This window comes from Streptomyces sp. NPDC058086, assembly GCF_042885015.1.
Taxonomy (GTDB): domain Bacteria; phylum Actinomycetota; class Actinomycetes; order Streptomycetales; family Streptomycetaceae; genus Streptomyces.
This window is the reverse complement of sequence record NZ_JBHVST010000063.1, coordinates 47,121-68,694: the sequence shown is the minus strand read 5'-3', so window position 1 is coordinate 68,694 and position 21,574 is coordinate 47,121. Positions and strand designations below refer to the sequence as shown.

Genomic DNA, 21,574 nt, shown 5'->3' with positions numbered 1-21,574 from the left:
GGCCGTGGCGGCTTGGACCACCACGGCCCCCTCGGCGCACGGACGTACGGGCACACGGGTGCGGCAACCGCCCCACCAAGAACCCCGCGACACTTGAGGTGCAATCAGATGGACATCCACGCTTTCGCCCCGGCCGACGTCGATGTTCCGCGGACACGTTCGACCTGGCCTCATCGACGCAGTCGCGGTGGCTGTCAGGTCGCCCCGGCCCCGAACCGGCCCCGTACCCGCATCCCTGGATCGGGCCCGTTCCGCATGGTCTCCGCGTCGCCGGGCGCCCCGCGCGCCCCGCGTGCCCCTCGTGAGTGACGACAACGGGCCGGGCACGCCCAAGGATCTTCGACTCACCCGCTTCCCCGAGCGAGTCGCGTCGTTGGTACGTACGGGGGACCTGCCGCCTGCGCTCAGAGCCCCCTGCCAACTCGCCTCTGGACAGCGGGAGGACCTGAAGTCGTGGCCGTGACCGAGTCTGCGGTGGTACCGGTGGGGCGCGAGCCCGAGGAGACGCGGGAGGGCGTGTCCGGGACGGGGCGAGAGGAGCCGGACGGTGTGCCCGTGGCGTCCGAGCGGGCGCGGGAGAGGGAGGCCGAGCGGGCGCGAGAGACGGTGTCCGGAGTGTCCGAGGGGGCGCGCGCGGCGCACGAGGGGATTCTGCGGCGCCAGTCGGCGCGCGAGTCGGCGGCCCGCACCTACGCGCGCGCCCTGCCGATCGTCCCCGTGCGGGCGCGGGGGCTGACCATCGAGGGCGCGGACGGGCGCCGTTACCTCGACTGCCTCTCCGGCGCGGGCACCCTGGCCCTGGGACACAACCACCCGGTGGTGCTGGAAGCGATCAGAAAAGTCCTCGACTCCGGGGCGCCACTGCACGTCCTCGACCTGGCCACACCCGTCAAGGACGCCTTCACCACCGAGCTGTTCCGCACGCTGCCCCCGGAGTTCGCCGCCCGCGCGCGGGTGCAGTTCTGCGGACCCGCCGGGACGGACGCGGTCGAGGCCGCGTTCAAACTGGTGCGCGCGGCGACCGGACGCACCGGGATGCTCGCGTTCACCGGTGCCTATCACGGGATGACCGCGGGGGCGCTCGAAGCATCCGGGGGCGCGACCGAGGTACGGGTCGCGCGCTTGCCCTACCCCCAGGACTACCGCTGCCCGTTCGGCATCGGCGGTGAGCGTGGTGCCGAACTCGCCGCGCGCTGGACCGAGTCCCTGCTCGACGACACCAAGTCCGGCGTGCCACACCCCGCCGGGATGATCCTCGAACCCGTCCAGGGCGAGGGCGGGGTGATTCCCGCGCCCGACGACTGGATGCGCCGGATGCGCGAGATCACCGCGGCGCGCTCCATTCCCCTGATCGCGGACGAGGTCCAGACCGGCGTCGGGCGCACCGGCGCCTTCTGGGCCGTGGAACACAGCGGGATCACCCCGGACGTGATGGTCCTGTCCAAGGCCATCGGCGGCAGTCTGCCGCTGGCCGTCGTCGTCTACCGCGACGACCTCGACGTCTGGCAACCGGGCGCCCACGCCGGCACGTTCCGTGGCAACCAGCTGGCCATGGCCGCGGGCACGGCGACCCTCGCGTACGTCCGCGAGAACGGACTGGCCGAGCGTGCGGCGACCCTGGGCTCCCGCATGCTCACTCAACTCCGCCGACTCGCCGAGGAGGTCCCCTGCATCGGTGACGTACGGGGCCGCGGGCTGATGATCGGCGTCGAGCTGGTGGATCCCGAGACACCCCCGGACACCACCACCGACGGCCCCCGGCCCGCCGCCCCCGAACTCGCCGCCGCCGTGCAGCGCGAGTGCCTGCGCCGCGGTCTGATCGTGGAGCTGGGCGGCCGACGCGCCAGCGTGGTGCGACTCCTCCCGCCCTTGACGATCAGCGACGAACAGGCGACCGCGGTGCTCGACCGACTGGCGGACGCGGTGGCGACGGTGGCGCGAGCGGGACTGGACGGGCCGGCCGGGCACGGTCGGGGTTCCGTGTCCGGTGAGCACGCCGGATAGGACCTGCAACCGCCGCGGGCCGCCCGCACGGCGCCCCCTCGACGGGCCCCCGCCCCGGACGGGGCGCGGACCTCACTCGGACCACCCCGCTCGAACCACCCCTTCGCGCCGAACCACCGCCCGCCCGCCCGCCCGGACCGACCAGGAACGCCCCCCGCCCCACGCACGCCAGTACCGCCCCGGTTCGTCGCCGCACGAGCCTGAACGACCCCGAGGAACTCTCTTGAACGCCACCCCCGCCCCCGACGGCCGTCCCGACACCCACGAGCGAGCGGCCTGTGGCACGCAGGCCCCGCCGGTTTCGGGGGCCGACTTGGTACCCCGGCAGATGGGAGGGGCCCGGGAGACCGAGCGGCTGCGCGGCGCCACCGCCGATCTGCTGGAGCACCCCGCCGCCCACACCGCGGCCCAGGCGGCGGCGGTCGAGAACCTGTTGCGCTGCTGGGTACGGGAGAACAACCTGCCCGCCCCCACCGACGGCACCCTCCGTATCCCCCTCCCGGCCAGCGGCACGTCCCTCCTGACGCCGGTCCACCACTGGTCCCCGACGGGCTGGCACCGCTTCGGCCTCCCGCACCTCGCCGACGCTCCCGAGGGGGCACCGTCGGCCGACGCCGTCACCGTGGCGGCGCTGCTCGCGCGGCAGGCGGCGACGGGCGACGGGACGACGAGCACGGCCGAGGGGACGTCGACGCCCGCTTTCGAATCCGGCCCTGCCGGGGACGGTGCCGACCTGGTCGGCCGTGTCGCGGACTCGGTGCGGCGGACCGTCGTGTTCATCAATGACCGCAGGCAACGGCCCGCGGACACGCCCGACTTCTTCCTCGCCGCCGAACAAGCACTGGTGCTGGGGCACCCGTGGCACCCCACCCCGAAGAGCCGGGAAGGGCTCTCCGACGCCGAAGCGCGGCTGTACTCACCCGAGTTGCGCGGCTCCTTCCCCCTGCACTGGATGGCGGTCGCCCCCTCGGTCCTGGCCGCCGACTCGGCATGGACGGAGCGCGGCCGGCCCGTCTCCGCGCAACAGCTCACCGCGCGGCTGGCCGGAGCCGGTCTGCCCCTGCCCGACGGGTACGCCGCCCTGCCGCTGCACCCCTGGCAGCTGGGCGACGTCCGGCACCGACCCGAGACCGCGGCCCTGCTCGACGCCGGACTGCTCCGGGACCTCGGCCCGCACGGCCCCGCCTGGCACCCGACCTCCTCCGTCCGCACCCTCTACCGCTCCGGCGCCCCCGCGATGCTCAAGCTGTCGCTGGGTCTGCGCATCACCAACTCCCGCCGTGAGAACCTCCGCAAGGAGCTCCACCGCGGCGTGGAGGTCCACCGTCTGCTGCGCAGCGGCCTGTCCAAGCAGTGGCAGTCCGCCCACCCGGGCTTCGACATCGTCCGCGACCCGGCCTGGCTCGCCGTCAACGCCCCGGGCGGCACCCCCCTGACCGGGCTCGACGTGATGATCCGCCACAACCCGTTCGGGCCGACCGACGACGCCGGCTGTGTCGCGGGGCTGGTCTCTCCCCGGCCCCACGTCCGACCCGGCGCACACGGCGGATCCGAGGACCGGCCCGTGATGCGGTCCCGGCTCGCCGAGATCGTCACCCGCCTCGCCGGACGCACCAGCAGGCCCCGTGGCGCCGTCGCCGCCGAGTGGTTCCTGCGCTACCTGGAGCACGTCGTACGCCCTGTGCTCTGGCTCGACAGCGAGGCGGGGATCGCGCTGGAAGCACACCAACAGAACACCCTGCTCCTGCTGGACCCCGAAGGCTGGCCCACGGGCGGCCGCTACCGCGACAACCAGGGCTTCTACTTCCGCGCGTCCCGGCGCGCCGAACTGGACGCCCGGCTGCCCGGCATCGGCGAACACAGCGACACCTTCGTCTCCGACGAGGTCACCGACGAACGCTTCGCCTACTACCTGGCGATCAACAACGTGCTCGGCCTCATCGGCGCGTTCGGCTCCCAGCACCTCGCCGACGAACAACTGCTGCTCGCCGCCTTCCGCCGCTTCCTCGCCGACGTGGCCTGCGGCCCGGCCCGACTGCGTACGCCCCTGCCCGCCCACCTCCTCGACTCGCCCGTCCTGCGCTGCAAGGCCAACCTGCTGACCCGGCTGCACGGCCTCGACGAACTCGTCGGCCCGGTCGACACCCAGTCCATCTACGTCACCCTCGCCAACCCCCTCCATTCCTGACTGAGTCGCCCTCGCTGACCCCCTCCATTCCTGACGAAGTCATCCTCGCCAACCCCTTCCATTCCTGAGGAACATGCCCCATCCCGTCTCCTGAGAGGAGCGTCGCCGTGCCTCCCACCGATGCGAGCACCGACGCCGGTACCGCCCCCGTCACCGACCTCGGCGCCGACCCGGGCCCCGGGCCGGGCACGGACAACGAGGACACCCTCGACCTGCGCCTGCCCGACGAGCTCCTCGCGCTCCTCGGCTCCGAGGTCGAGTCGGCCGGGGGAAACGACCTGCTCGACCGCATCGGCGGCTGGGGCCCGATCGCCACTCCCGTGGGCGCCTTCCACCTGGTCCCCGTCCGTGTGGAGCGTGATCTCCCGCTCGTCTCCCGCTGGATGAACGACCCCGCCGTCGCGGAGTTCTGGGAGCTGGCAGGACCCGAGTCGGTCGCCGAAGAACATCTGTGCCGCCAGCTCGACGGCGACGGCCGCAGCGTGCCCTGCCTCGGCGTGCTGGACGGCATTCCGATGAGCTACTGGGAGATCTACCGCGCGGACCTCGACCTCCTGGCCCGCCACTATCCCGCCCGCCCGCACGACACCGGCCTACACCTCCTCGTCGGCGGTGTCGCCAACCGAGGACGAGGCCTCGGATCCGCCCTGCTCCGAGCCGTCGCCGACCTCGTACTGGACAAGCGCCCGGCCTGCGCCCGCGTGGTCGCGGAACCCGACCTCCGCAACACCCCCTCCGTCTCCGCCTTCCTGAGCGCGGGCTTCCGGTTCTCCGCCGAGGTCGATCTGCCCGGCAAACGGGCAGCCCTCATGGTCCGGGACCGGAGTCTGCGCGATCTGTTGTAGCGCCCTGCCCGCACCGCTCGTTCCGATCCGGTTCCCTGTCAAGGAGTCCCCGTGCCGCATCCATCCGCCACCCCGGCCTCCGGAGAGCTGCCCGCCTTGTACGACCCGCCCGAGCTGCGCAAAGACCGATGGGACCAGGTCGGCCGCCGACTGCTCGCGAAGATGATCGGCGAGTTCGCCCACGAGGAGATCGTCAGACCGGAACCGGAATCTGAACCGGAGCCGGGTCCGGAGGCTCAGCGGGGCGCGGAGGGAAAAGTGGCCCCCCTCCGCGGTGAGCACAATCCGGCGACCGGCCTCGACTCCTCCGCCGGAGCGGCCTCCTCACGACCCTCACCACGCCCCGCCTCCGCCCACCAGGACATCCCGCACCAGGACACCTCGCATCAGAACACCCCGTACCGGAACACCCCGCACGAGAACACCAGGCACACCGGCACCCTCCGCCCCTACGCCCTCCGTCTCGACGCCGGCGGCAGCCTCTCCTTCCGCGCCCGCCGGGCCTCGTACGACAGCTGGCGCGTCGACCCCGCCTCGCTCACCCTCACCGAGGAGGGGGCGGAGCCGTGCCCCTTCACCGACCCGCTCGGCTTCCTCACCCGGGCCCGCGGCACACTGGAGATCGACGGCGCGACGCTCGGCCACGTGGTCCGTGAACTGAGCACGACGCTCGCCGCGGACGCCCGCCTCGACCGCGACGCCCATACGGCGGCCGAACTGGCCGACCTCGGCTACGCCGAACTGGAGGGCCACCAGACCGGCCACCCCTGGATCGTGCTGAACAAAGGCCGCCTCGGCTTCTCCGCGACGGACGCCGCCGACTGGGCGCCGGAGGCCCGCAGGGCGACGCCGATTCCCTGGATCGCGGTGCACACCACGCTCGCCACCTACCGAGGCGTCCCGGGCCTCCACTCCGCCGAACAGCTCTACGCGCGCGAACTCGCCCCCGCCACGAGGGAGTCCTTCGACGGGGTACTACGCGCGCGTGGGCTCACTCCGGAGTCGTACCTCTATCTGCCCGTGCACCCCTGGCAGTGGGACGACGTCGTGCTGCCACTGTTCGCGCCCTCCGTAGCCGCGGGAGCGATCGTGCCGCTGCCCTCCGACGGCGACCTGCGGCTCCCGCAGCAGTCGATCCGTACGTTCCTCAATGTCTCGCACCCGGACCGGCACACGGTGAAACTGCCGCTGTCCGTGCTCAACACCCTGGTCTGGCGCGGTCTGCCGACGGAACGCACGCTCGCGGCGCCCGCCGTCACCGCCTGGATGCACGCACTGAGAGACGCCGACCCGTTTCTGCGGGACACCTGTGGGGTGATCCTGCTCGGCGAGGTCGCCTCGGTGACGGTGAACCACCCCGTGTACGACGCCCTCCCCGAAGTGCCCTATCAGTACAAGGAGTTGCTCGGCGCGATCTGGCGCGAGCCGGTCTCCCGCCATCTGGCCCCCGGTGAACGCGCGCGCACCCTGGCCGCGCTCCTGCACACCGACCCGGACGGCCGCGCCTTCACGGCGGAGCTCGTCGCCCGCTCGGGCCTCGCCCCCAACGTCTGGCTGCGCCGCCTCTTCGCCGCGCTCCTGCCGCCGCTGCTGCACTTCCTCTACCGGTACGGCACCGTGTTCAGCCCCCATGGAGAGAACGCGATCGTCGTCTTCGACGACCACGATGTCCCCGTCCGACTCGCGGTGAAGGACTTCGTGGACGACGTCAACGTGAGCGCGGACCCCCTGCCCGAGCACGCGACCATGCCGGACGACGTACGGAACGTACTGCTGACCGAGCCGCCGGCGTTCCTGACCCAGTTCATCCACTCCGGGCTCTTCGTGGGGGTCTTCCGCTACCTCGCACCGCTCTGCGAGGAACAACTGGGCGTTCCGGAGGCCGAGTTCTGGTCGCTCGTCCGGGCGGAGATCGTCCGCCACCAGGCGCGCTTTCCCGAGCTCAAGGAGCGTTACGAGATGTTCGACCTGCTCACTCCGCGTATCGAGCGCCTGTGCCTCAACCGCAACCGACTGCACCTTGACGGATACCGCGACCGCCCCGAGCGCCCGCACGCCGCGGTGCACGGCACGGTTCCGAACCCCCTCCACCGGCCTTGATCATCCGGCCCGTACTCGTTCTCGTCTTGATCGCGTCCGTCGGCCGGGCCTTGATCGCCCGATTGTCAGTGGCGCCCCGTAGGCTGGCAGCGCTATGACAGAGCCCTCACTCCCCGAACTCCTGCATGCTGCCGTCACTGCCGTCGGCGGTACGGAGCGCCCTGGCCAGGTGACCATGGCCGAAGCCGTCGCGGGTGCCATCGACGACAGCTCCCACCTGCTGGTCCAGGCGGGCACCGGCACCGGAAAGTCGCTCGGCTACCTCGTGCCCGCGCTCGCCCACGGGGAGCGGGTCGTCGTGGCGACCGCCACCCTGGCGCTCCAGCGGCAGCTCGTGGAGCGCGACCTTCCGCGGACCGTCGACGCGCTGCACCCGCTGCTGCGCCGCCGCCCGGAGTTCGCGATGCTCAAGGGCCGGTCGAACTACCTGTGTCTGCACCGGCTGCACGAGGGCGTGCCGCAGGACGAGGAGGACGGCCTCTTCGACCAGTTCGAGGCGGCCGCGCCCACCAGCAAGCTGGGCCAGGACCTGCTGCGACTGCGGGACTGGTCGGACGAGACCGAGACCGGCGACCGCGACGACCTCACGCCCGGCGTCTCCGACCGCGCGTGGGCTCAGGTGTCCGTTTCGTCCCGTGAGTGCCTGGGCGCCACCAAATGCGCCTATGGAGCGGAGTGCTTCGCCGAGATGGCCCGCGAGCGTGCCAAGCTCGCCGAGGTCGTCGTCACCAACCACGCGCTGCTCGCGATCGACGCCATCGAGGGCGCGCCGGTCCTCCCGCAGCACGAGGTGCTGATCGTCGACGAGGCCCATGAGCTGGTCTCCCGGGTCACCGGTGTCGCCACCGGCGAGCTCACGCCCGGCCAGGTCAACCGCGCGGTGCGTCGCGCCGCGAAGCTCGTCAACGAGAAGGCGGCCGACCAGCTCCAGACCGCCGCCGAGGGCTTCGAGCGGCTGATGGAGCTCGCGCTTCCGGGCCGACTGGAGGAGATCCCGGAGGATCTCGGATACGCGCTGATGGCACTGCGCGACGCCGCTCGTACGGTGATCTCGGCGATCGGCTCCACCCGCGACAAGTCCGTCCAGGACGAGGACTCCGTCCGCAAGCAGGCTCTCGCCTCGGTGGAGTCGGTGCACGAGGTGGCGGAGCGGATCTCCAACGGTTCCGAGTGGGACGTCGTCTGGTACGAGCGCCACGACCGCTTCGGCGCCTCGCTCCGCGTCGCCCCCATGTCCGTCTCCGGCCTCCTCAGGGAGAAGCTCTTCGCGGACCGCTCCGTCGTCCTGACGTCCGCCACCCTGAAGCTGGGGGGCGACTTCAACGGAGTGGGGGCGTCGCTGGGACTCGCCCCGGAGGGCACCGAGGGCGATGACCTCCCGCAGTGGAAGGGCGTCGACGTCGGCTCGCCCTTCGACTACCCCAAGCAGGGGATTCTGTACGTGGCCAAGCACCTCTCCCGCCCCGCGCGCGACGGCGACCGTGCGGACATGCTGGACGAGCTCACCGAGCTGATCCAGGCCGCGGGCGGCCGCACGCTGGGGTTGTTCTCCTCGATGCGGGCCGCCCAGCTCGCGGCGGAGGAGCTGCGCTCGCGCATCCCCGAGTACCCCATCCTGCTGCAGGGCGAGGAGACGCTCGGCGAGCTGATCAAGAACTTCGCGGCCGATCCCAAGACCTGCCTCTTCGGCACCCTCTCGCTCTGGCAGGGTGTCGACGTCCCGGGGCCCAGCTGCCAGCTCGTCGTCATGGACAAGATCCCTTTCCCGCGCCCCGACGACCCGCTGATGAGTGCTCGCCAGAAGGCCGTCGAGGAGAACGGCGGCAATGGCTTCATGGCCGTCGCAGCGACCCACGCGGCGCTGCTGATGGCCCAGGGTGCCGGCCGCCTCGTACGGGCCACCGGTGACCGCGGTGTGGTGGCCGTACTGGACCAGCGCCTCGCGACGGCGCGCTACGGCGGTTACCTCAAGACGTCCCTCCCCGACTTCTGGTACACCACGGACCGCAACCAGGTACGCAGGTCGCTCACCGCGATCGACGCGGCGGCCCGGAAGGCCGAGGAGACGGTGGGAGCGGGGGAGGCGGAGGAGGCGTAGGTCTTCCCCGCGGCAGGCTGAGGGGACCCGCGCATTCGGCCCGAGGCTGGCCTGCCCGGGTGCCCCTACGGGCGGAGTCGCTCCGCGGCGGATGCCCCTCCGGCCAAACAACACCACCCACACGGCCACACCCGGGCCCCGCGAAGATGCCCGCCTGTGGGCGCCCCAGGTGCCGTGCGTGCTCTCAGACTCGGGATCTCCGCCCCGATCCCACCGTTGATCCTCCCGGCGCCCGCGCATGTGGCCCAGGGCCCGCGTATGTCGCCCGGCGTCTGAGCATGCCGTCCGGCGTCTGCGCATATGGCCCGGGGCCCGCGTATGTCGCTCGGTGCCTGCGCATGTGGCCCGGGGCCCGCGTATGTCGCTCGGTGCCTGCGCATGTGGCCAGGCGCGCGCGTCTGCGCATGTTGTCCGGGGCCCGCGCGTGCCGTCCGACGTCTGCGCATTTCGTTCGGCATCCGCGCAGGCCGTCCGACGACTGCGCACATCGCTCGGCGCCCGCGCATATCCCTCGGGTCCTGTGGACGATCCTCCCGTCCCCCGGTGAGCAAGACCCCTTCAGGGGCGCGTACTCGTCGGGGCGGACCATCTCTGGACGCCGCGCACGCTGCCCCCCGTCTGACCCCCGGAGGGCAACGCACAGGGCCCCGGAACCGGCGCAGGTGGTCCCGGGGCCCGGTCAAGGGCGGGGCGGGGTTGTCCCGCCCGGCGTGTGCTGTCACACGCGCCGCAGCACCGCCACCACCTTGCCCAGGATGGTCGCCTCGTCGCCGGGAATCGGCTGGTACGCGGCGTTGTGCGGGAGGAGCCACACATGGCCGTCCTCGCGCTTGAACCGCTTCACCGTGGCCTCGCCGTCCAGCATCGCGGCCACGATGTCGCCGTTCTCCGCGACCGGCTGGCGCCGGACCGTCACCCAGTCCCCGTCGCAGATGGCGGCCTCGATCATCGAGTCACCGACGACCTTGAGGACGAACAGCTCGCCGTCACCGACCAGCTGCCGGGGGAGGGGGAAGACGTCCTCCACCGACTCCTCGGCCAGGATCGGGCCACCGGCGGCGATACGGCCGACGAGCGGGACGTACGACGCGGCCGGCTTGCCCGCCGTGTCGGTGGGCTGTGCCGAGGACTGGTCGGAGCCCCGGACCTCGTACGCCCGCGGCCGGTGCGGATCGCGGCGCAGGAAGCCCTTGCGCTCCAGTGCCATCAGCTGGTGGGCGACCGACGAAGTGCTGGAAAGGCCGACCGCCTGTCCGATCTCCCGCATCGACGGCGGGTAGCCGCGCCGCTGCACGGAGTCCCGGATGACCTCGATCACCCGGCGCTGCCTGTCGGTGAGTCCCGAGCTGTCGGCGCGGATGCCTGGAGGTCGCCCTGGCAGGGAGCGCTTGGGCCCCTCATGATTCGTGGCTTCGTTCATCGCATGCACCGGCTCGAGTCGGCCCTGGGAGCGGTCCTGGGCAGTGATGGTGGCACTGTCTGCGGTGGTGGTCACGTCGGCCCCTCTCGATGGTCTCCCTGCTGGACAACGGTAGTTGCTTTCGAAAGGTTGCGCCAAACACACGTTCGAGTGAAAAATCGCGGATTACCTACCGTGATCACGTGTCTGGGTGTATAGCCAACGCTTCATCCGGCGGACATAAGGGCTCATTGCTGTACTCTTCACCGCCGGGGCGATGACCGTGCCGACAGATGTGGGCCGCGGCCCAGTCTGCCATCCGGCACCCCGTAAGTCGGGTACCGGCCCCCCTTCCGCGCGCTGACCACGGTATCTCCGCGTGCCCGGGATCGGTATGACCGCGCGGCACATGCCATTACGTGTGCGACACGCGCGTCCTGGGTGAATTTAGGGGTCGATCCCCACATCTAGTGGTTGGATTGCTGTAGTAGCCCAGAAGTTGTGGTCCCCCGGGTCTTCGAGCCTCCGGTCATCGCCTATGCTTGGGGCTGCTTCGAGGGGCCCGAGAGGTCTCGCGAGGTCTATGAGTCGTGCTGTGAAGGAGGGTTGGAGCCATGCACTGCCCCTTCTGCAGGCACCCCGACAGCCGTGTCGTCGACAGCCGTACGACCGATGACGGCACGTCGATCCGCAGGCGCCGCCAGTGCCCCGACTGCTCCCGTCGTTTCACGACGGTGGAGACGTGCTCGCTGATGGTGGTCAAGCGGTCCGGCGTCACCGAACCCTTCAGTCGTACCAAGGTCATCAACGGCGTGCGCAAGGCGTGCCAGGGGCGGCCGGTCACCGAGGACGCGCTCGCCCAGCTCGGCCAGCGGGTCGAGGAGGCGGTGCGGGCCACCGGGAGCGCCGAGCTGACCACCCATGACGTGGGTCTGGCCATACTCGGCCCGTTGCAGGAACTCGACCTCGTCGCCTATCTGCGGTTCGCGTCCGTGTACCGGGCGTTCGACTCGCTCGAGGACTTCGAGGCCGCCATCGTGGAACTCAGGGAAGAGACGAGGCAGCGCCCCGCCGCGGACGAGGAAGACGCGGGCGAGGCGGATGCGGACGTGGCAGCCGCGGACGCGGAGCGTCCGGAAAGCGACCGTGGGTCCGGAGGGACCGTCCAGGTCCCCGTGCCCGCCAACGCCGCCGACTGACGGAAGGGCCGACTCGGTTCGGCCCCCATCGGTGGCGACCAAAGACCTGTTGCGGGCGGCCGCGTAGCGGCGCGCGCAGCACCAGACACACACCGTGCCATGGGAAGAACGTGGCACTTCAGGGCGTTTTAGCCCGATACAGGGAGGCGGCATGACAGAGACGGCGAGCGGTCCGGCACGAGGTTCCCGCGCCAAGGGCACCAAGGCCAGCAAGGGACTGCGCATCGAGCGCATCCACACCACCCCCGGCGTGCACCCGTACGACGAGGTGGAGTGGGAGCGCCGTGACGTCGTCATGACCAACTGGCGCGACGGCTCGATCAATTTCGAGCAGCGTGGCGTCGAGTTCCCCGGCTTCTGGTCGGTGAACGCGGTCAACATCGTCACCAGCAAGTACTTCCGTGGTGCCGTGGGCACCCCGCAGCGAGAGGTGAGCCTCAGGCAGCTCATCGACCGCATCGTGAAGACGTACCGGAAGGCCGGCGAGGACTACAAGTACTTCGCCTCGCCCGCCGACGCCGAGATCTTCGAGCACGAGCTGGCGTACGCCCTCCTGCACCAGATCTTCAGCTTCAACAGCCCGGTCTGGTTCAACGTCGGGACGCCTCAGCCCCAGCAGGTCTCGGCCTGCTTCATCCTGTCCGTCGACGACTCCATGGAGTCGATCCTCGACTGGTACAAGGAAGAGGGCATGATCTTCAAGGGCGGCTCCGGCGCCGGCCTGAACCTCTCCCGTATCCGCTCCTCCAAGGAACTCCTCTCCTCGGGTGGCAACGCCTCGGGTCCTGTCTCCTTCATGCGCGGTGCCGACGCCTCCGCAGGAACGATCAAGTCGGGCGGCGCCACGCGCCGCGCGGCCAAGATGGTCATCCTCGACGTCGACCACCCCGACATCGAGGACTTCATCGAGACCAAGGTCAAGGAGGAGGAGAAGATCCGCGCCCTCCGTGACGCGGGCTTCGACATGGACCTGGGCGGCGACGACATCACGTCCGTCCAGTACCAGAACGCCAACAACTCGGTCCGTGTGAACGACACGTTCATGAAGGCGGTCGAGGAGGGCGGCAAGTTCGGTCTCACCTCCCGTATGACCGGCGAGGTCATCGAGGAGGTCGACGCCAAGACGCTCTTCCGCAAGATGGCCGAGGCCGCCTGGGCCTGCGCCGACCCGGGCATCCAGTACGACGACACGATCAACCACTGGCACACGTGCCCGGAGTCCGGTCGTATCAACGGGTCGAACCCGTGCAGCGAGTACATGCACCTGGACAACACGTCCTGCAACCTCGCCTCGCTGAACCTGATGAAGTTCCTCAAGGACGACGGCAAGGGCCACCAGTCCTTCGAGGTCGAGCGCTTCGCCAAGGTCGTCGAGCTGGTCATCACCGCGATGGACATCTCGATCTGCTTCGCGGACTTCCCGACCCAGAAGATCGGCGAGAACACCCGCGCCTTCCGGCAGCTGGGCATCGGCTACGCCAACCTGGGCGCCCTCCTGATGGCGACCGGCCACGCGTACGACTCCGACGGCGGTCGCGCCCTCGCCGGTGCCATCACCTCGCTGATGACCGGCACCTCGTACCGGCGTTCCGCCGAGCTCGCCGCGGTCGTCGGCCCGTACGACGGCTACGCCCGCAACGCGCAGCCGCACCAGCGCGTCATGAAGCAGCACTCCGACGCCAACGCCGTGGCCGTCCGTGTGGACGACCTCGACACGCCGATCTGGGCCGCCGCCACGGAGGCCTGGCAGGACGTGCTGCACCTCGGTGAGAAGAACGGCTTCCGCAACGCGCAGGCCTCGGTCATCGCCCCGACCGGCACCATCGGTCTCGCGATGTCCTGCGACACCACCGGCCTCGAGCCCGACCTCGCGCTGGTCAAGTTCAAGAAGCTGGTCGGCGGCGGCTCGATGCAGATCGTCAACGGCACCGTTCCGCAGGCCCTGCGCCGCCTGGGCTACCAGGAGGAGCAGATCGAGGCGATCGTCGCCCACATCGCCGAGAACGGCAATGTCGTCGACGCCCCGAGCCTCAAGCACGAGCACTACGAGGTCTTCGACTGCGCCATGGGCGAGCGCTCCATCTCCGCGATGGGCCACGTCCGCATGATGGCCGCGATCCAGCCCTGGATCTCCGGCGCGCTTTCCAAGACGGTCAACCTGCCGGAGACGGCGACCGTCGAGGACGTCGAAGAGGTCTACTTCGAGGCGTGGAAGATGGGCGTCAAGGCGCTCGCGATCTACCGCGACAACTGCAAGGTCGGCCAGCCCCTCTCCGCCAAGACCAAGGAGAAGGAGAAGTCCGCGACCGACGCCGTCACCGCCAAGGCCGAGGCGACCATCCGCGAGACGGTCCAGAAGGTCGTCGAGTACCGCCCGGTCCGCAAGCGCCTCCCCAAGGGCCGTCCCGGCATCACCACCTCCTTCACGGTGGGCGGTGCCGAGGGCTACATGACCGCCAACTCCTACCCGGACGACGGTCTCGGCGAGGTCTTCCTGAAGATGTCGAAGCAGGGCTCCACCCTCGCGGGCATGATGGACGCCTTCTCGATCGCGGTCTCCGTGGGTCTGCAGTACGGCGTGCCCCTGGAGACGTACGTCTCGAAGTTCACGAACATGCGCTTCGAGCCGGCCGGCATGACGGACGACCCGGACGTGCGGATGGCGCAGTCGATCGTCGACTACATCTTCCGTCGCCTGGCGCTGGACTTCCTGCCCTTCGAGACGCGCTCCGCGCTCGGCATCCACTCCGCCGATGAGCGTCAGCGTCACCTGGAGACCGGTTCGTACGAGCCGTCCGACGACGAGGTGGACGTCGAGGGTCTGGCCCAGTCCGCGCCCCGTGCGCAGGAGCTGAAGGCCGTCGCCATCCCGAAGGCCGAGGTCGAGGCGGCGAAGCCCGCCCCGAAGCAGGCCCACACCAGTGCCGAACTGGTGGAGATGCAGTTGGGCATCCAGGCGGACGCCCCTCTGTGCTTCTCCTGCGGTACGAAGATGCAGCGGGCCGGTTCCTGCTACATCTGCGAGGGCTGCGGCTCGACCAGCGGTTGCAGCTGACCTGAAGCCCTGAAGGGCGGCACGACCACCGGTCGTGCCGCCCTTCGGCGTTTTCTCGCTCCTACGGAGAAGGCTGTTTCAGACGTCTCCCACGGAGAGGGCCGTTTCAGGCGTCTCCTCTGGAGAGGACTGTTTCAGGCGTCGTGGCGCGTGCCCATGACGCGCGGGAACTCCGCCGGGTCGGTGTCGTAGCCGTGGATCCCCGGATGGAAGGTCCACTCTCCGGAGGCGTCGCGTACGAACTCGCCGACGGTCGCGGCCGTCGCCCCCAGGACGCCGCCGAAGTTGTCCTCCGCCAGCACGGTGTAGCCCTCCCGCATGCGCAGGCCCGGGTTGAGGACGCCCACGAACGACTTGTGGCCGGAACGCTGCTGGATGAGTACGCCCACCACCACACGCGTGTAGCCGCTGTTGAGGCGGTCGAGTTCCAGCGTCATGACCTCGTCCCAGCCGAAGCCCTTGCCGTCCTTGCTGTCCCGGTTCAGGTAGATGGTGCCGTCCGGGGAGCGGCTGTCGAAGTGCACCACATAGGCGGGACTTCCGTACGGATCGGCGGCCACGTACGTCGCCGCGATGATGTCGAGGTCGGTCGCGGGCTCGCCGACGGGACTCGGGTCCCATTTCACCGCGAGCTCGACCTTGCGGATGCCCTTGTTGAGACCGGTCATTGGATCTCCCCCTCCCCGTCCCCATCTTCTTCAGCCCCCAACTGCTCTGTTGTCAAGGCCCGTTGTCCATCGTGCCACGCGCGCGGGGGCGCTCGCGCGGGTGCACTCTGCCGGAGCGTGACCGGCGCCACGCTCCGTGGCCTTACGATGGCGCGGTGCTGGTCAAGTGGATTCGCTGCACCGTGGTGGACCGCCGCGGTTTCGAGCGGGGGCAGCGAAAGTGGGCGGGGCTGCTGGGTGAGCCGGGATTCCGGGGGCAGGGCGGGGGCTGGAGCCGGGGGCGGCCCGGGGTGGCGCACATCTTCGCCTTCTGGGAGAGCCGTGCCTTCTACGACTCCTTCATGGCCCGTTCGCACGACCGGCTCGCGGCTGCCCAGTCGGGGACCTTCAAGGACTCGCAGGCCAAACTCTTCGATCACCGGTTCGATGTGAAGACCGGCTTCGAGCCGCGCTTCACGGACGCCGACCTGCTGCGGGTGGCCCACTGCCGCATCCATGAGGAACGGGCCGAACACTTCGCGCTGATGCAGGAGAAGGTCTGGAACCCCGCGATGGCGGGCTCGCCCGGCATGGTGCGGGGCCTGTTCGGTGAGGCGCCGGGCGATGAGTTCCTGATCCTGTCCATGTGGCAGTCGGCCGCCGAACACGGTAAATACCGGGCCGAGCGCGTGGAACGGCTCGCGCTGCGTGCTCAGACGGAGGCCGATGTCGCGGCCCTGACCGGCGACATAGTGGCGCTGGAGCCCTCGTGGACGGTCTGACCGGAGTGCCGTCGGCGGGTGTGATCTGCGCGGAGAACATGTGACCTACGCCGTATGGAGCCCGTACGAGTGCTCGATCGGCCGTCAGCCGTTTTAGGGTCTTGGCATGGTTCGACCACGGCGTATCGTCCTTGTCCGGCACGGCGAGTCAGCGGGCAACGCCGATGACACCGTTTATGAACGCGAGCCCGACCACGCTCTGGCGCTCACCGAGAAGGGGTGGCAGCAGGCGGAGGAGACGGGAAAACGGTTGCGGGAGGTTTTCGGACGAGAGCGCGTAAGCGTTTACGTGTCGCCGTACCGCCGTACGCACGAGACGCTCCGCGCCTTCCACCTGGACCCCGGGCTCATACGGGTGCGCGAGGAGCCGCGGCTGCGCGAGCAGGACTGGGGCAACTGGCAGGACCGCGACGACGTACGCCTCCAGAAGGCCTACCGGGACGCGTACGGGCACTTCTTCTACCGCTTCGCGCAGGGCGAGTCCGGCGCTGACGTCTACGACCGGGTCGGCGGCTTCCTGGAGAGCCTCTACCGGAGCTTCGAGGCCCCCGACCACCCGGCGAACGTGCTCCTGGTGACCCATGGTCTTGCCATGCGCCTGTTCTGTATGCGCTGGTTCCACTGGACGGTCGCGGAGTTCGAATCGCTGTCGAATCCGGGGAACGCCGAGATGCGGATGCTCGTCCTCGGTGACGACGGGAGGTACACGCTTGACCGTCCGTTCGAACGCTGGTGCGTACCCGAGTCGTACGGGGACCCCGGGATAGAGTGGCAGGGCGATGACCTCTGATTCCTCTCCCGGCGGACGCCTGGACCGCGCCCTGGCCAGCCTGCGTGGACTCGCGGTGGGGGACGCGCTGGGCTCGCGGTTCTTCGTGCCCGTGAATTACCCGCTGCTCAAGCGACGCGAGCTGCCGTCCGGCCCCTGGCGGTGGACGGACGACACCGAAATGGCCTCCTCCGTAGTGGCCGTTCTGGCCCGGCACCGCCGCATCGACCAGGACGCGCTGGCCGGCTCCTTCGCCGAGCACCACAATGTCGACCGGGGCTACGGTCCCGCGGTCAACCGGCTGCTGGGGCAGATCCGGGAGGGGGGCGACTGGCGGGCGCTGGCGTCCGCCCTCTTCAAGGGACAGGGCTCGTGGGGCAACGGCGCCGCGATGCGGATCGCCCCCCTGGGGGCCTGGTACGCGGACGACCCGGAGCAGGCGGTCCATCAGGCGGAGATCTCGGCATACACCACCCACCAGCACCGCGAGGCCGTCGTGGGCGCCATGGCCGTCGCCGCGGCCGCCGCCCTGGCGGCCGACCCGGCGGGCCTGCCGAGTGCGGAGGCGCTGCTCGACGGCGTCGTCGCGCTCGTCCCGCGCAGCGCAGTGGGAGCCGGTCTGCGGCGCGCTCGCGACATGCTCGACTACGGGGACACCGCGACGGTCGCCGCGGTACTGGGCTGTGGGCGGCGTACGACGGCGCACGACACGGTGCCGTTCGCACTCTGGTCCGCGGCCCGGGCCCTGGGTGACTACGAAGAGGGCTTCTGGTCGACCGCCCAGGTGGGCGGCGACATGGACACGACCTGCGCCATCGTCGGCGGTGTGATCGCCGCGGGCAAGGCGGGGGCGCCGCCGGGTGAGTGGGTGGAGCGGACGGAGAGCCTGCCGGGTTGGGTGCGGGCGGGGGCATAGGCCGCGGGGACGGTTCGGTGACGCCGGGGAGTCCCCGCGGGACACGGTGCTCCGGCAGGGGCCGGGTGGGCCTCGCGCGGCACGGGTACGGCTCCGGGCGTCCGGTGGCTCGTGGTGGCGCGTCGCATGGGGTTGGCCGTCGGCGCCGTACAGCAGTGGCCTGCCGGGCCGCCCGCGATGCCGTACCCCGGCCTGACGGTCCTTCCTCGCCGCCGTACAGCTGACCGCGAGGCCCGGACCCGGTGCCGTACGTCCTCAAGGCCCGCCCGGTGCCGTACAGCTGCCTGCCGGGCCGGGCCCCGGGGCGCCGTCCCGCTGCGCATGACCGGACCGCGGCCCGAGCTGTCTGTTGCTCGGACCGCGGCCCGGCCCCTCCGCAGCCCCGCCTCAGCCTCCGGCGGGTCCCGCCGTGCCCGCGAGGGCCTCCAGGTCGCTCTTGCGGACCCGGATCACGAGTGCGGCGGTGGCCAGGGCCAGTACCGCCATCGCGACGGCCGGGACGAAGGCGGTCGAGATGCCCTGGGCGAGCACGTCGTGGCCCCACGGAGCGGGCAGCTGGTGGGTCTTGGCGAACTCCGCCTTCTGCTCGGGCGAGGCGTTCGCCAGGAACTTCGGCAGCTGCTTCTCCGCCTCGTCCCGGCTGGCCGAGCCGAAGACCGTGGTCAGGATGGACAGACCGAGCGAACCGCCCACCTGCTGGGTGACGTTGAGGAGTCCGGACGCGGCGCCCGCTTCGTGCTGGGCGACGCCGGAGACCGCGGTCAGGGTCAGGGTCACGAAGTTCAGGCCCATACCGAAGGCGAAGAGCAGCATCGGGCCGAGCACCCCGCCGACGTACGTGCTGTCAGGGCTCATGAAGGTCAGCCAGCCGAGCCCGAGCGCGACGAGGGCGGAGCCGACGACCATGAACGGCTTGGGCCCGAGGACCGGCAGGAACCGCTGCGACAGCCCCGCTCCGATGCCGATCGCCGCCGTCACGGGCAGGAACGCCAGACCGGCCTGGATCGGGCTGTAGCCCAGTACGTTCTGCACGAACAGGACGATGAAGAAGAACATCCCGAACATCGCGGCGGCCAGACTGAGCATGATCACGTACGTGCCGGAGCGGTTGCGGTCGCCGAACATCTTCAGCGGGGTGATCGGTTCCTTCGCCCGGGTCTCGATGAACGCGAAGCCCAGCAACAGGACCAGCGCCGTGGCGAAGGACCCGATCGTGAGGCTGTCGCGCCAGCCCTCCTCCGAGGCGCGGATGAACCCGTACACCAGGGAGGCCATACCGGCCGTCGAGGTGAGCGCGCCCGCGACGTCGAAGCGCCCCGGATGGCGCTCGGACTCGTTGATGTACATCGGGGCGAGCACGGTGATCAGCACACCGATGGGCACGTTCACGAAGAGCACCCAGCGCCAGTCGAGCCACTCGGTGAGCATGCCGCCCGCCAGGAGCCCGATCGCGCCGCCGCCCGCGGAGACCGCGGCGAAGACGGCGAAGGCCCGGTTCCGTGCCGGGCCCTCGGGGAAGGTGGTGGTGATGAGCGCCAGCGCGGTGGGCGACGCTATCGCGCCACCCACGCCCTGGAGGGCCCGCGCGGCCAGCAACTGCCAGGGTTCCTGGGCGAGTCCACCGAGCAGCGAGGCGAGCGTGAACAGCATGATGCCGGTCATGAAGACCCGGCGCCGACCGAGGATGTCACCCGCGCGGCCGCCGAGCAGGAGCAGGCCGCCGAAGGTGAGGGTGTACGCGCTGATCACCCAGGTCAGGTCGGTCGTGCTGAATTTGAGCGCGTCTTGAATGTGCGGGAGGGCGATGTTCACAATCGTCGAGTCGAGTACCACCATGAGTTGGCAGGCCGCGATGACGGCGAGTGCGATGCCGGGATGCCCCTCCCGGCGGGCCGCTCCTGGCTTTGATTCCTGGATCAACTGAGAGGTTTGAGAGGTTGTCACTATGGGTCCCCCACAAGTGCGTTAGTGAACGCTCGCGTTCACTGTTGCGTCAACGGTAGTGAGTCCCCGACAGTGAACGCAAGCGTTCACTGAAGTCGCCGCCGCGTGTCGCCACTTGACCGCTCGCCCTCCCCGAACTCCCCGCTCCCCCATGCACAACGGAGACACTCAGATGGTTACTTCGCGTTGGACGGCCGCTCCCGCTCAGGCGGCCTCCCTGCGCCGACGCGGTGCCGTGCTCGAACGCGCGATCCTCGACGCCGCGCTCGAGCAGCTCAGCACGGTCGGCTGGAACGGCCTCACGATGGAGGGCGTCGCCGCCCGGGCCCAGACCGGCAAGGCCGCGGTCTACCGCCGCTGGCCGTCCAAGGAGGACCTCGTCGCGGACGCGCTGAAAGCCGGACTGCCGAGCCTGACGGAGGCCCCCGACCTCGGAAGCGTCCGGGACGACCTGCTGGAACTGTGCCGACAGGTACGTGAGGCGATGTACTCGCAGCCCGGATTCGCACTGCGCTCAGTGCTTCACGAATGCGATGTGGCGCAGGCGGAACGCTTTCAGGGTCTGATCATCGGAGGGGTCGTCGAGCCGACCAAGCATCTGCTGCGAGAGATCGTTCACCGCGGAATCGAGCGGGAAGAGGTCCGGCCGGACGCCGCGAACTCCTACGTCTTCGACGTCATTCCGGCGATGATGATGTATCGCTCAAAGGTGTGCGCGAGCGAATGGAGTGTGCGGGATCTGGAGGAGATGATCGATCAGCTGATGGTCCCGCTGCTGCGACGGGCGGGGGTTGATCCGCGGGCGGGCGGGGCCTGAATCCGTGGATCGCCGGGTGACTGGTTCGTGTCGGTGCCGGGGCTGTGGCCGCTCAGGGAAACCTGGGTGTCGCGAGGGGTTCGGGGCGGCGTAGGCTGAGGGCGCCATGCCGTACGAACCACCCACTCACACCGTCGAGCGCTCCCTCCGCGCCACGACCGGAGCGAAGATCATTGCCGGTGTCGACGAGGTGGGCCGTGGTGCGTGGGCCGGCCCGGTCACCGTCTGCGCCGCCGTCACGGGACTGCGCCGTCCGCCCGAGGGCCTCACCGACTCCAAACTGCTCACCGCCAAGCGCCGTACCGTGATGGCCGCGGAGCTGGAGAAATGGGTCACGTCGTACGCCCTGGGGCATGCCTCCCCCGAGGAGATCGACGACCTGGGGATGACGGCCGCACTGCGCCTGGCCGCGGTGCGGGCCCTGGAGGCCTTGCCCGTCCGCCCCGACGCGGTCATCCTCGATGGGAAGCACGACTACCTCGGGTCGCCGTGGCGGGTTCGCACGGTGATCAAGGGTGACCAGTCCTGCGTGGCCGTCGCGGCGGCCTCGGTGATCGCCAAGGTTCAGCGCGACAAAATGATGGCCGAACTGGGTGTCGACCATGCAGACTTCGGTTTTGCGGCCAACGCCGGGTATCCGTCTCCGGTACACAAGGCCGCACTGGAGGAACGGGGCCCCACTCCGTACCACCGGCTGTCATGGGCGTATCTTGATGCGCTGCCCCAGTGGCGGCACCTCAAGAAGGTCCGCAGCTGGGCGGACGGAAGCGGTCCGGAGATCGAAGGTCAGCTCGGCTTCGATTTCTGACGG

The 21,574-nt window shown here is 70.3% G+C and carries 15 protein-coding genes; 12 read left to right on the top strand and 3 right to left on the bottom strand.

Translation table 11 applies throughout. The features are described from left to right. Nucleotides 1-606: 606 nt before the first annotated feature. The 5 genes from ACFVWD_RS36765 (at nucleotide 607) to ACFVWD_RS36745 (ending at nucleotide 9,235) form a co-directional block, all read left to right on the top strand. Nucleotides 607-2,004, top strand: a complete 1,398-nt coding sequence (locus tag ACFVWD_RS36765) for a diaminobutyrate--2-oxoglutarate transaminase family protein (protein WP_389602388.1) — start codon at nucleotides 607-609, stop codon at nucleotides 2,002-2,004. A 223-nt stretch (nucleotides 2,005-2,227) separates the two neighbouring features. Beyond that, on the top strand, nucleotides 2,228-4,192 hold the full coding sequence (locus ACFVWD_RS36760) for an IucA/IucC family protein (RefSeq protein ID WP_389602386.1): 1,965 nt from the start codon (nucleotides 2,228-2,230) through the stop codon (nucleotides 4,190-4,192). Between the two features lie 107 nt (nucleotides 4,193-4,299). After that, complete coding sequence (locus tag ACFVWD_RS36755; RefSeq protein WP_389602385.1) at nucleotides 4,300-5,037, top strand: GNAT family N-acetyltransferase; 738 nt, start codon at nucleotides 4,300-4,302, stop codon at nucleotides 5,035-5,037. Between the two features lie 51 nt (nucleotides 5,038-5,088). After that, nucleotides 5,089-7,137 (top strand): IucA/IucC family protein, encoded by a 2,049-nt coding sequence (locus ACFVWD_RS36750; RefSeq protein WP_389602384.1) that lies wholly within the window; start codon nucleotides 5,089-5,091, stop codon nucleotides 7,135-7,137. A gap of 94 nt (nucleotides 7,138-7,231) precedes the next feature. After that, nucleotides 7,232-9,235, top strand: coding sequence for an ATP-dependent DNA helicase (locus ACFVWD_RS36745; protein WP_389602383.1), 2,004 nt, complete (start codon nucleotides 7,232-7,234; stop codon nucleotides 9,233-9,235). A 718-nt stretch (nucleotides 9,236-9,953) separates the two neighbouring features. Here ACFVWD_RS36745 and lexA read toward each other — a convergent pair. After that, nucleotides 9,954-10,730 carry a transcriptional repressor LexA gene (lexA, locus tag ACFVWD_RS36740; RefSeq protein ID WP_054229877.1) on the bottom strand — a complete coding sequence of 259 codons (777 nt, stop codon included), beginning with the start codon at nucleotides 10,728-10,730 and terminating at the stop codon, nucleotides 9,954-9,956. A 518-nt stretch (nucleotides 10,731-11,248) separates the two neighbouring features. Between lexA and nrdR the strand changes: the two genes are divergently transcribed. Together nrdR and ACFVWD_RS36730 are read left to right on the top strand one after the other, a co-directional pair. After that, nucleotides 11,249-11,833 (top strand): transcriptional regulator NrdR, encoded by a 585-nt coding sequence (nrdR, locus tag ACFVWD_RS36735; RefSeq protein ID WP_101401065.1) that lies wholly within the window; start codon nucleotides 11,249-11,251, stop codon nucleotides 11,831-11,833. A 151-nt stretch (nucleotides 11,834-11,984) separates the two neighbouring features. After that, nucleotides 11,985-14,888 carry a vitamin B12-dependent ribonucleotide reductase gene (locus ACFVWD_RS36730; RefSeq protein WP_389602382.1) on the top strand — a complete coding sequence of 968 codons (2,904 nt, stop codon included), beginning with the start codon at nucleotides 11,985-11,987 and terminating at the stop codon, nucleotides 14,886-14,888. Nucleotides 14,889-15,022: 134 nt separating this feature from the next. Here the strand turns inward: ACFVWD_RS36730 and ACFVWD_RS36725 are convergent, their stop codons facing one another. After that, nucleotides 15,023-15,556: a TerD family protein gene (locus ACFVWD_RS36725; protein WP_168496400.1), complete on the bottom strand. Its 534-nt coding sequence runs from the start codon at nucleotides 15,554-15,556 to the stop codon at nucleotides 15,023-15,025. Nucleotides 15,557-15,711: 155 nt separating this feature from the next. Between ACFVWD_RS36725 and ACFVWD_RS36720 the strand changes: the two genes are divergently transcribed. The 3 genes from ACFVWD_RS36720 to ACFVWD_RS36710 all read left to right on the top strand — a co-directional run bounded on the left by ACFVWD_RS36720 (nucleotide 15,712) and on the right by ACFVWD_RS36710 (nucleotide 18,002). Then, on the top strand, nucleotides 15,712-16,317 hold the full coding sequence (locus tag ACFVWD_RS36720; protein WP_389602381.1) for a YdbC family protein: 606 nt from the start codon (nucleotides 15,712-15,714) through the stop codon (nucleotides 16,315-16,317). Between the two features lie 106 nt (nucleotides 16,318-16,423). After that, nucleotides 16,424-17,107 carry a histidine phosphatase family protein gene (locus ACFVWD_RS36715; protein ID WP_389602380.1) on the top strand — a complete coding sequence of 228 codons (684 nt, stop codon included), beginning with the start codon at nucleotides 16,424-16,426 and terminating at the stop codon, nucleotides 17,105-17,107. Further along, the gene (locus tag ACFVWD_RS36710; RefSeq protein ID WP_389602379.1) at nucleotides 17,097-18,002 is read left to right on the top strand and encodes an ADP-ribosylglycohydrolase family protein; all 906 of its coding nucleotides are present in this window, start codon (nucleotides 17,097-17,099) and stop codon (nucleotides 18,000-18,002) included. Before ACFVWD_RS36715 ends, ACFVWD_RS36710 begins: the two co-directional genes overlap by 11 nt. Before the next feature lie 387 nt (nucleotides 18,003-18,389). Here the strand turns inward: ACFVWD_RS36710 and ACFVWD_RS36705 are convergent, their stop codons facing one another. Next, on the bottom strand, nucleotides 18,390-19,922 hold the full coding sequence (locus tag ACFVWD_RS36705; RefSeq protein WP_389602378.1) for an MFS transporter: 1,533 nt from the start codon (nucleotides 19,920-19,922) through the stop codon (nucleotides 18,390-18,392). A 196-nt stretch (nucleotides 19,923-20,118) separates the two neighbouring features. On the opposite strand from ACFVWD_RS36705, the gene ACFVWD_RS36700 reads away from it, so the two are divergent. Both ACFVWD_RS36700 and ACFVWD_RS36695 read left to right on the top strand, forming a co-directional pair. Continuing rightward, nucleotides 20,119-20,763, top strand: a complete 645-nt coding sequence (locus tag ACFVWD_RS36700) for a TetR/AcrR family transcriptional regulator (protein WP_389602377.1) — start codon at nucleotides 20,119-20,121, stop codon at nucleotides 20,761-20,763. A gap of 106 nt (nucleotides 20,764-20,869) precedes the next feature. Next, entirely contained in the window at nucleotides 20,870-21,571 is a 702-nt protein-coding gene (locus tag ACFVWD_RS36695) for a ribonuclease HII (RefSeq protein ID WP_351755138.1), read from the top strand. Nucleotides 21,572-21,574 lie beyond the last annotated feature (3 nt).

What these genes read in the sequence shown, in the direction of transcription:
- ACFVWD_RS36695 (WP_351755138.1), top strand. Translation starts at nt 20,870, where the DNA reads ATGCCGTACGAACCACCCACTCACACCGTCGAGCGCTCCCTCCGCGCC.
- ACFVWD_RS36730 (WP_389602382.1), top strand. Translation starts at nt 11,985, where the DNA reads ATGACAGAGACGGCGAGCGGTCCGGCACGAGGTTCCCGCGCCAAGGGC.
- ACFVWD_RS36745 (WP_389602383.1), top strand. Translation starts at nt 7,232, where the DNA reads ATGACAGAGCCCTCACTCCCCGAACTCCTGCATGCTGCCGTCACTGCC.
- ACFVWD_RS36710 (WP_389602379.1), top strand. Translation starts at nt 17,097, where the DNA reads ATGACCTCTGATTCCTCTCCCGGCGGACGCCTGGACCGCGCCCTGGCC.
- ACFVWD_RS36715 (WP_389602380.1), top strand. Translation starts at nt 16,424, where the DNA reads ATGGTTCGACCACGGCGTATCGTCCTTGTCCGGCACGGCGAGTCAGCG.
- ACFVWD_RS36725 (WP_168496400.1), bottom strand. Translation starts at nt 15,556, where the DNA reads ATGACCGGTCTCAACAAGGGCATCCGCAAGGTCGAGCTCGCGGTGAAA.
- ACFVWD_RS36700 (WP_389602377.1), top strand. Translation starts at nt 20,119, where the DNA reads ATGGTTACTTCGCGTTGGACGGCCGCTCCCGCTCAGGCGGCCTCCCTG.
- nrdR (WP_101401065.1), top strand. Translation starts at nt 11,249, where the DNA reads ATGCACTGCCCCTTCTGCAGGCACCCCGACAGCCGTGTCGTCGACAGC.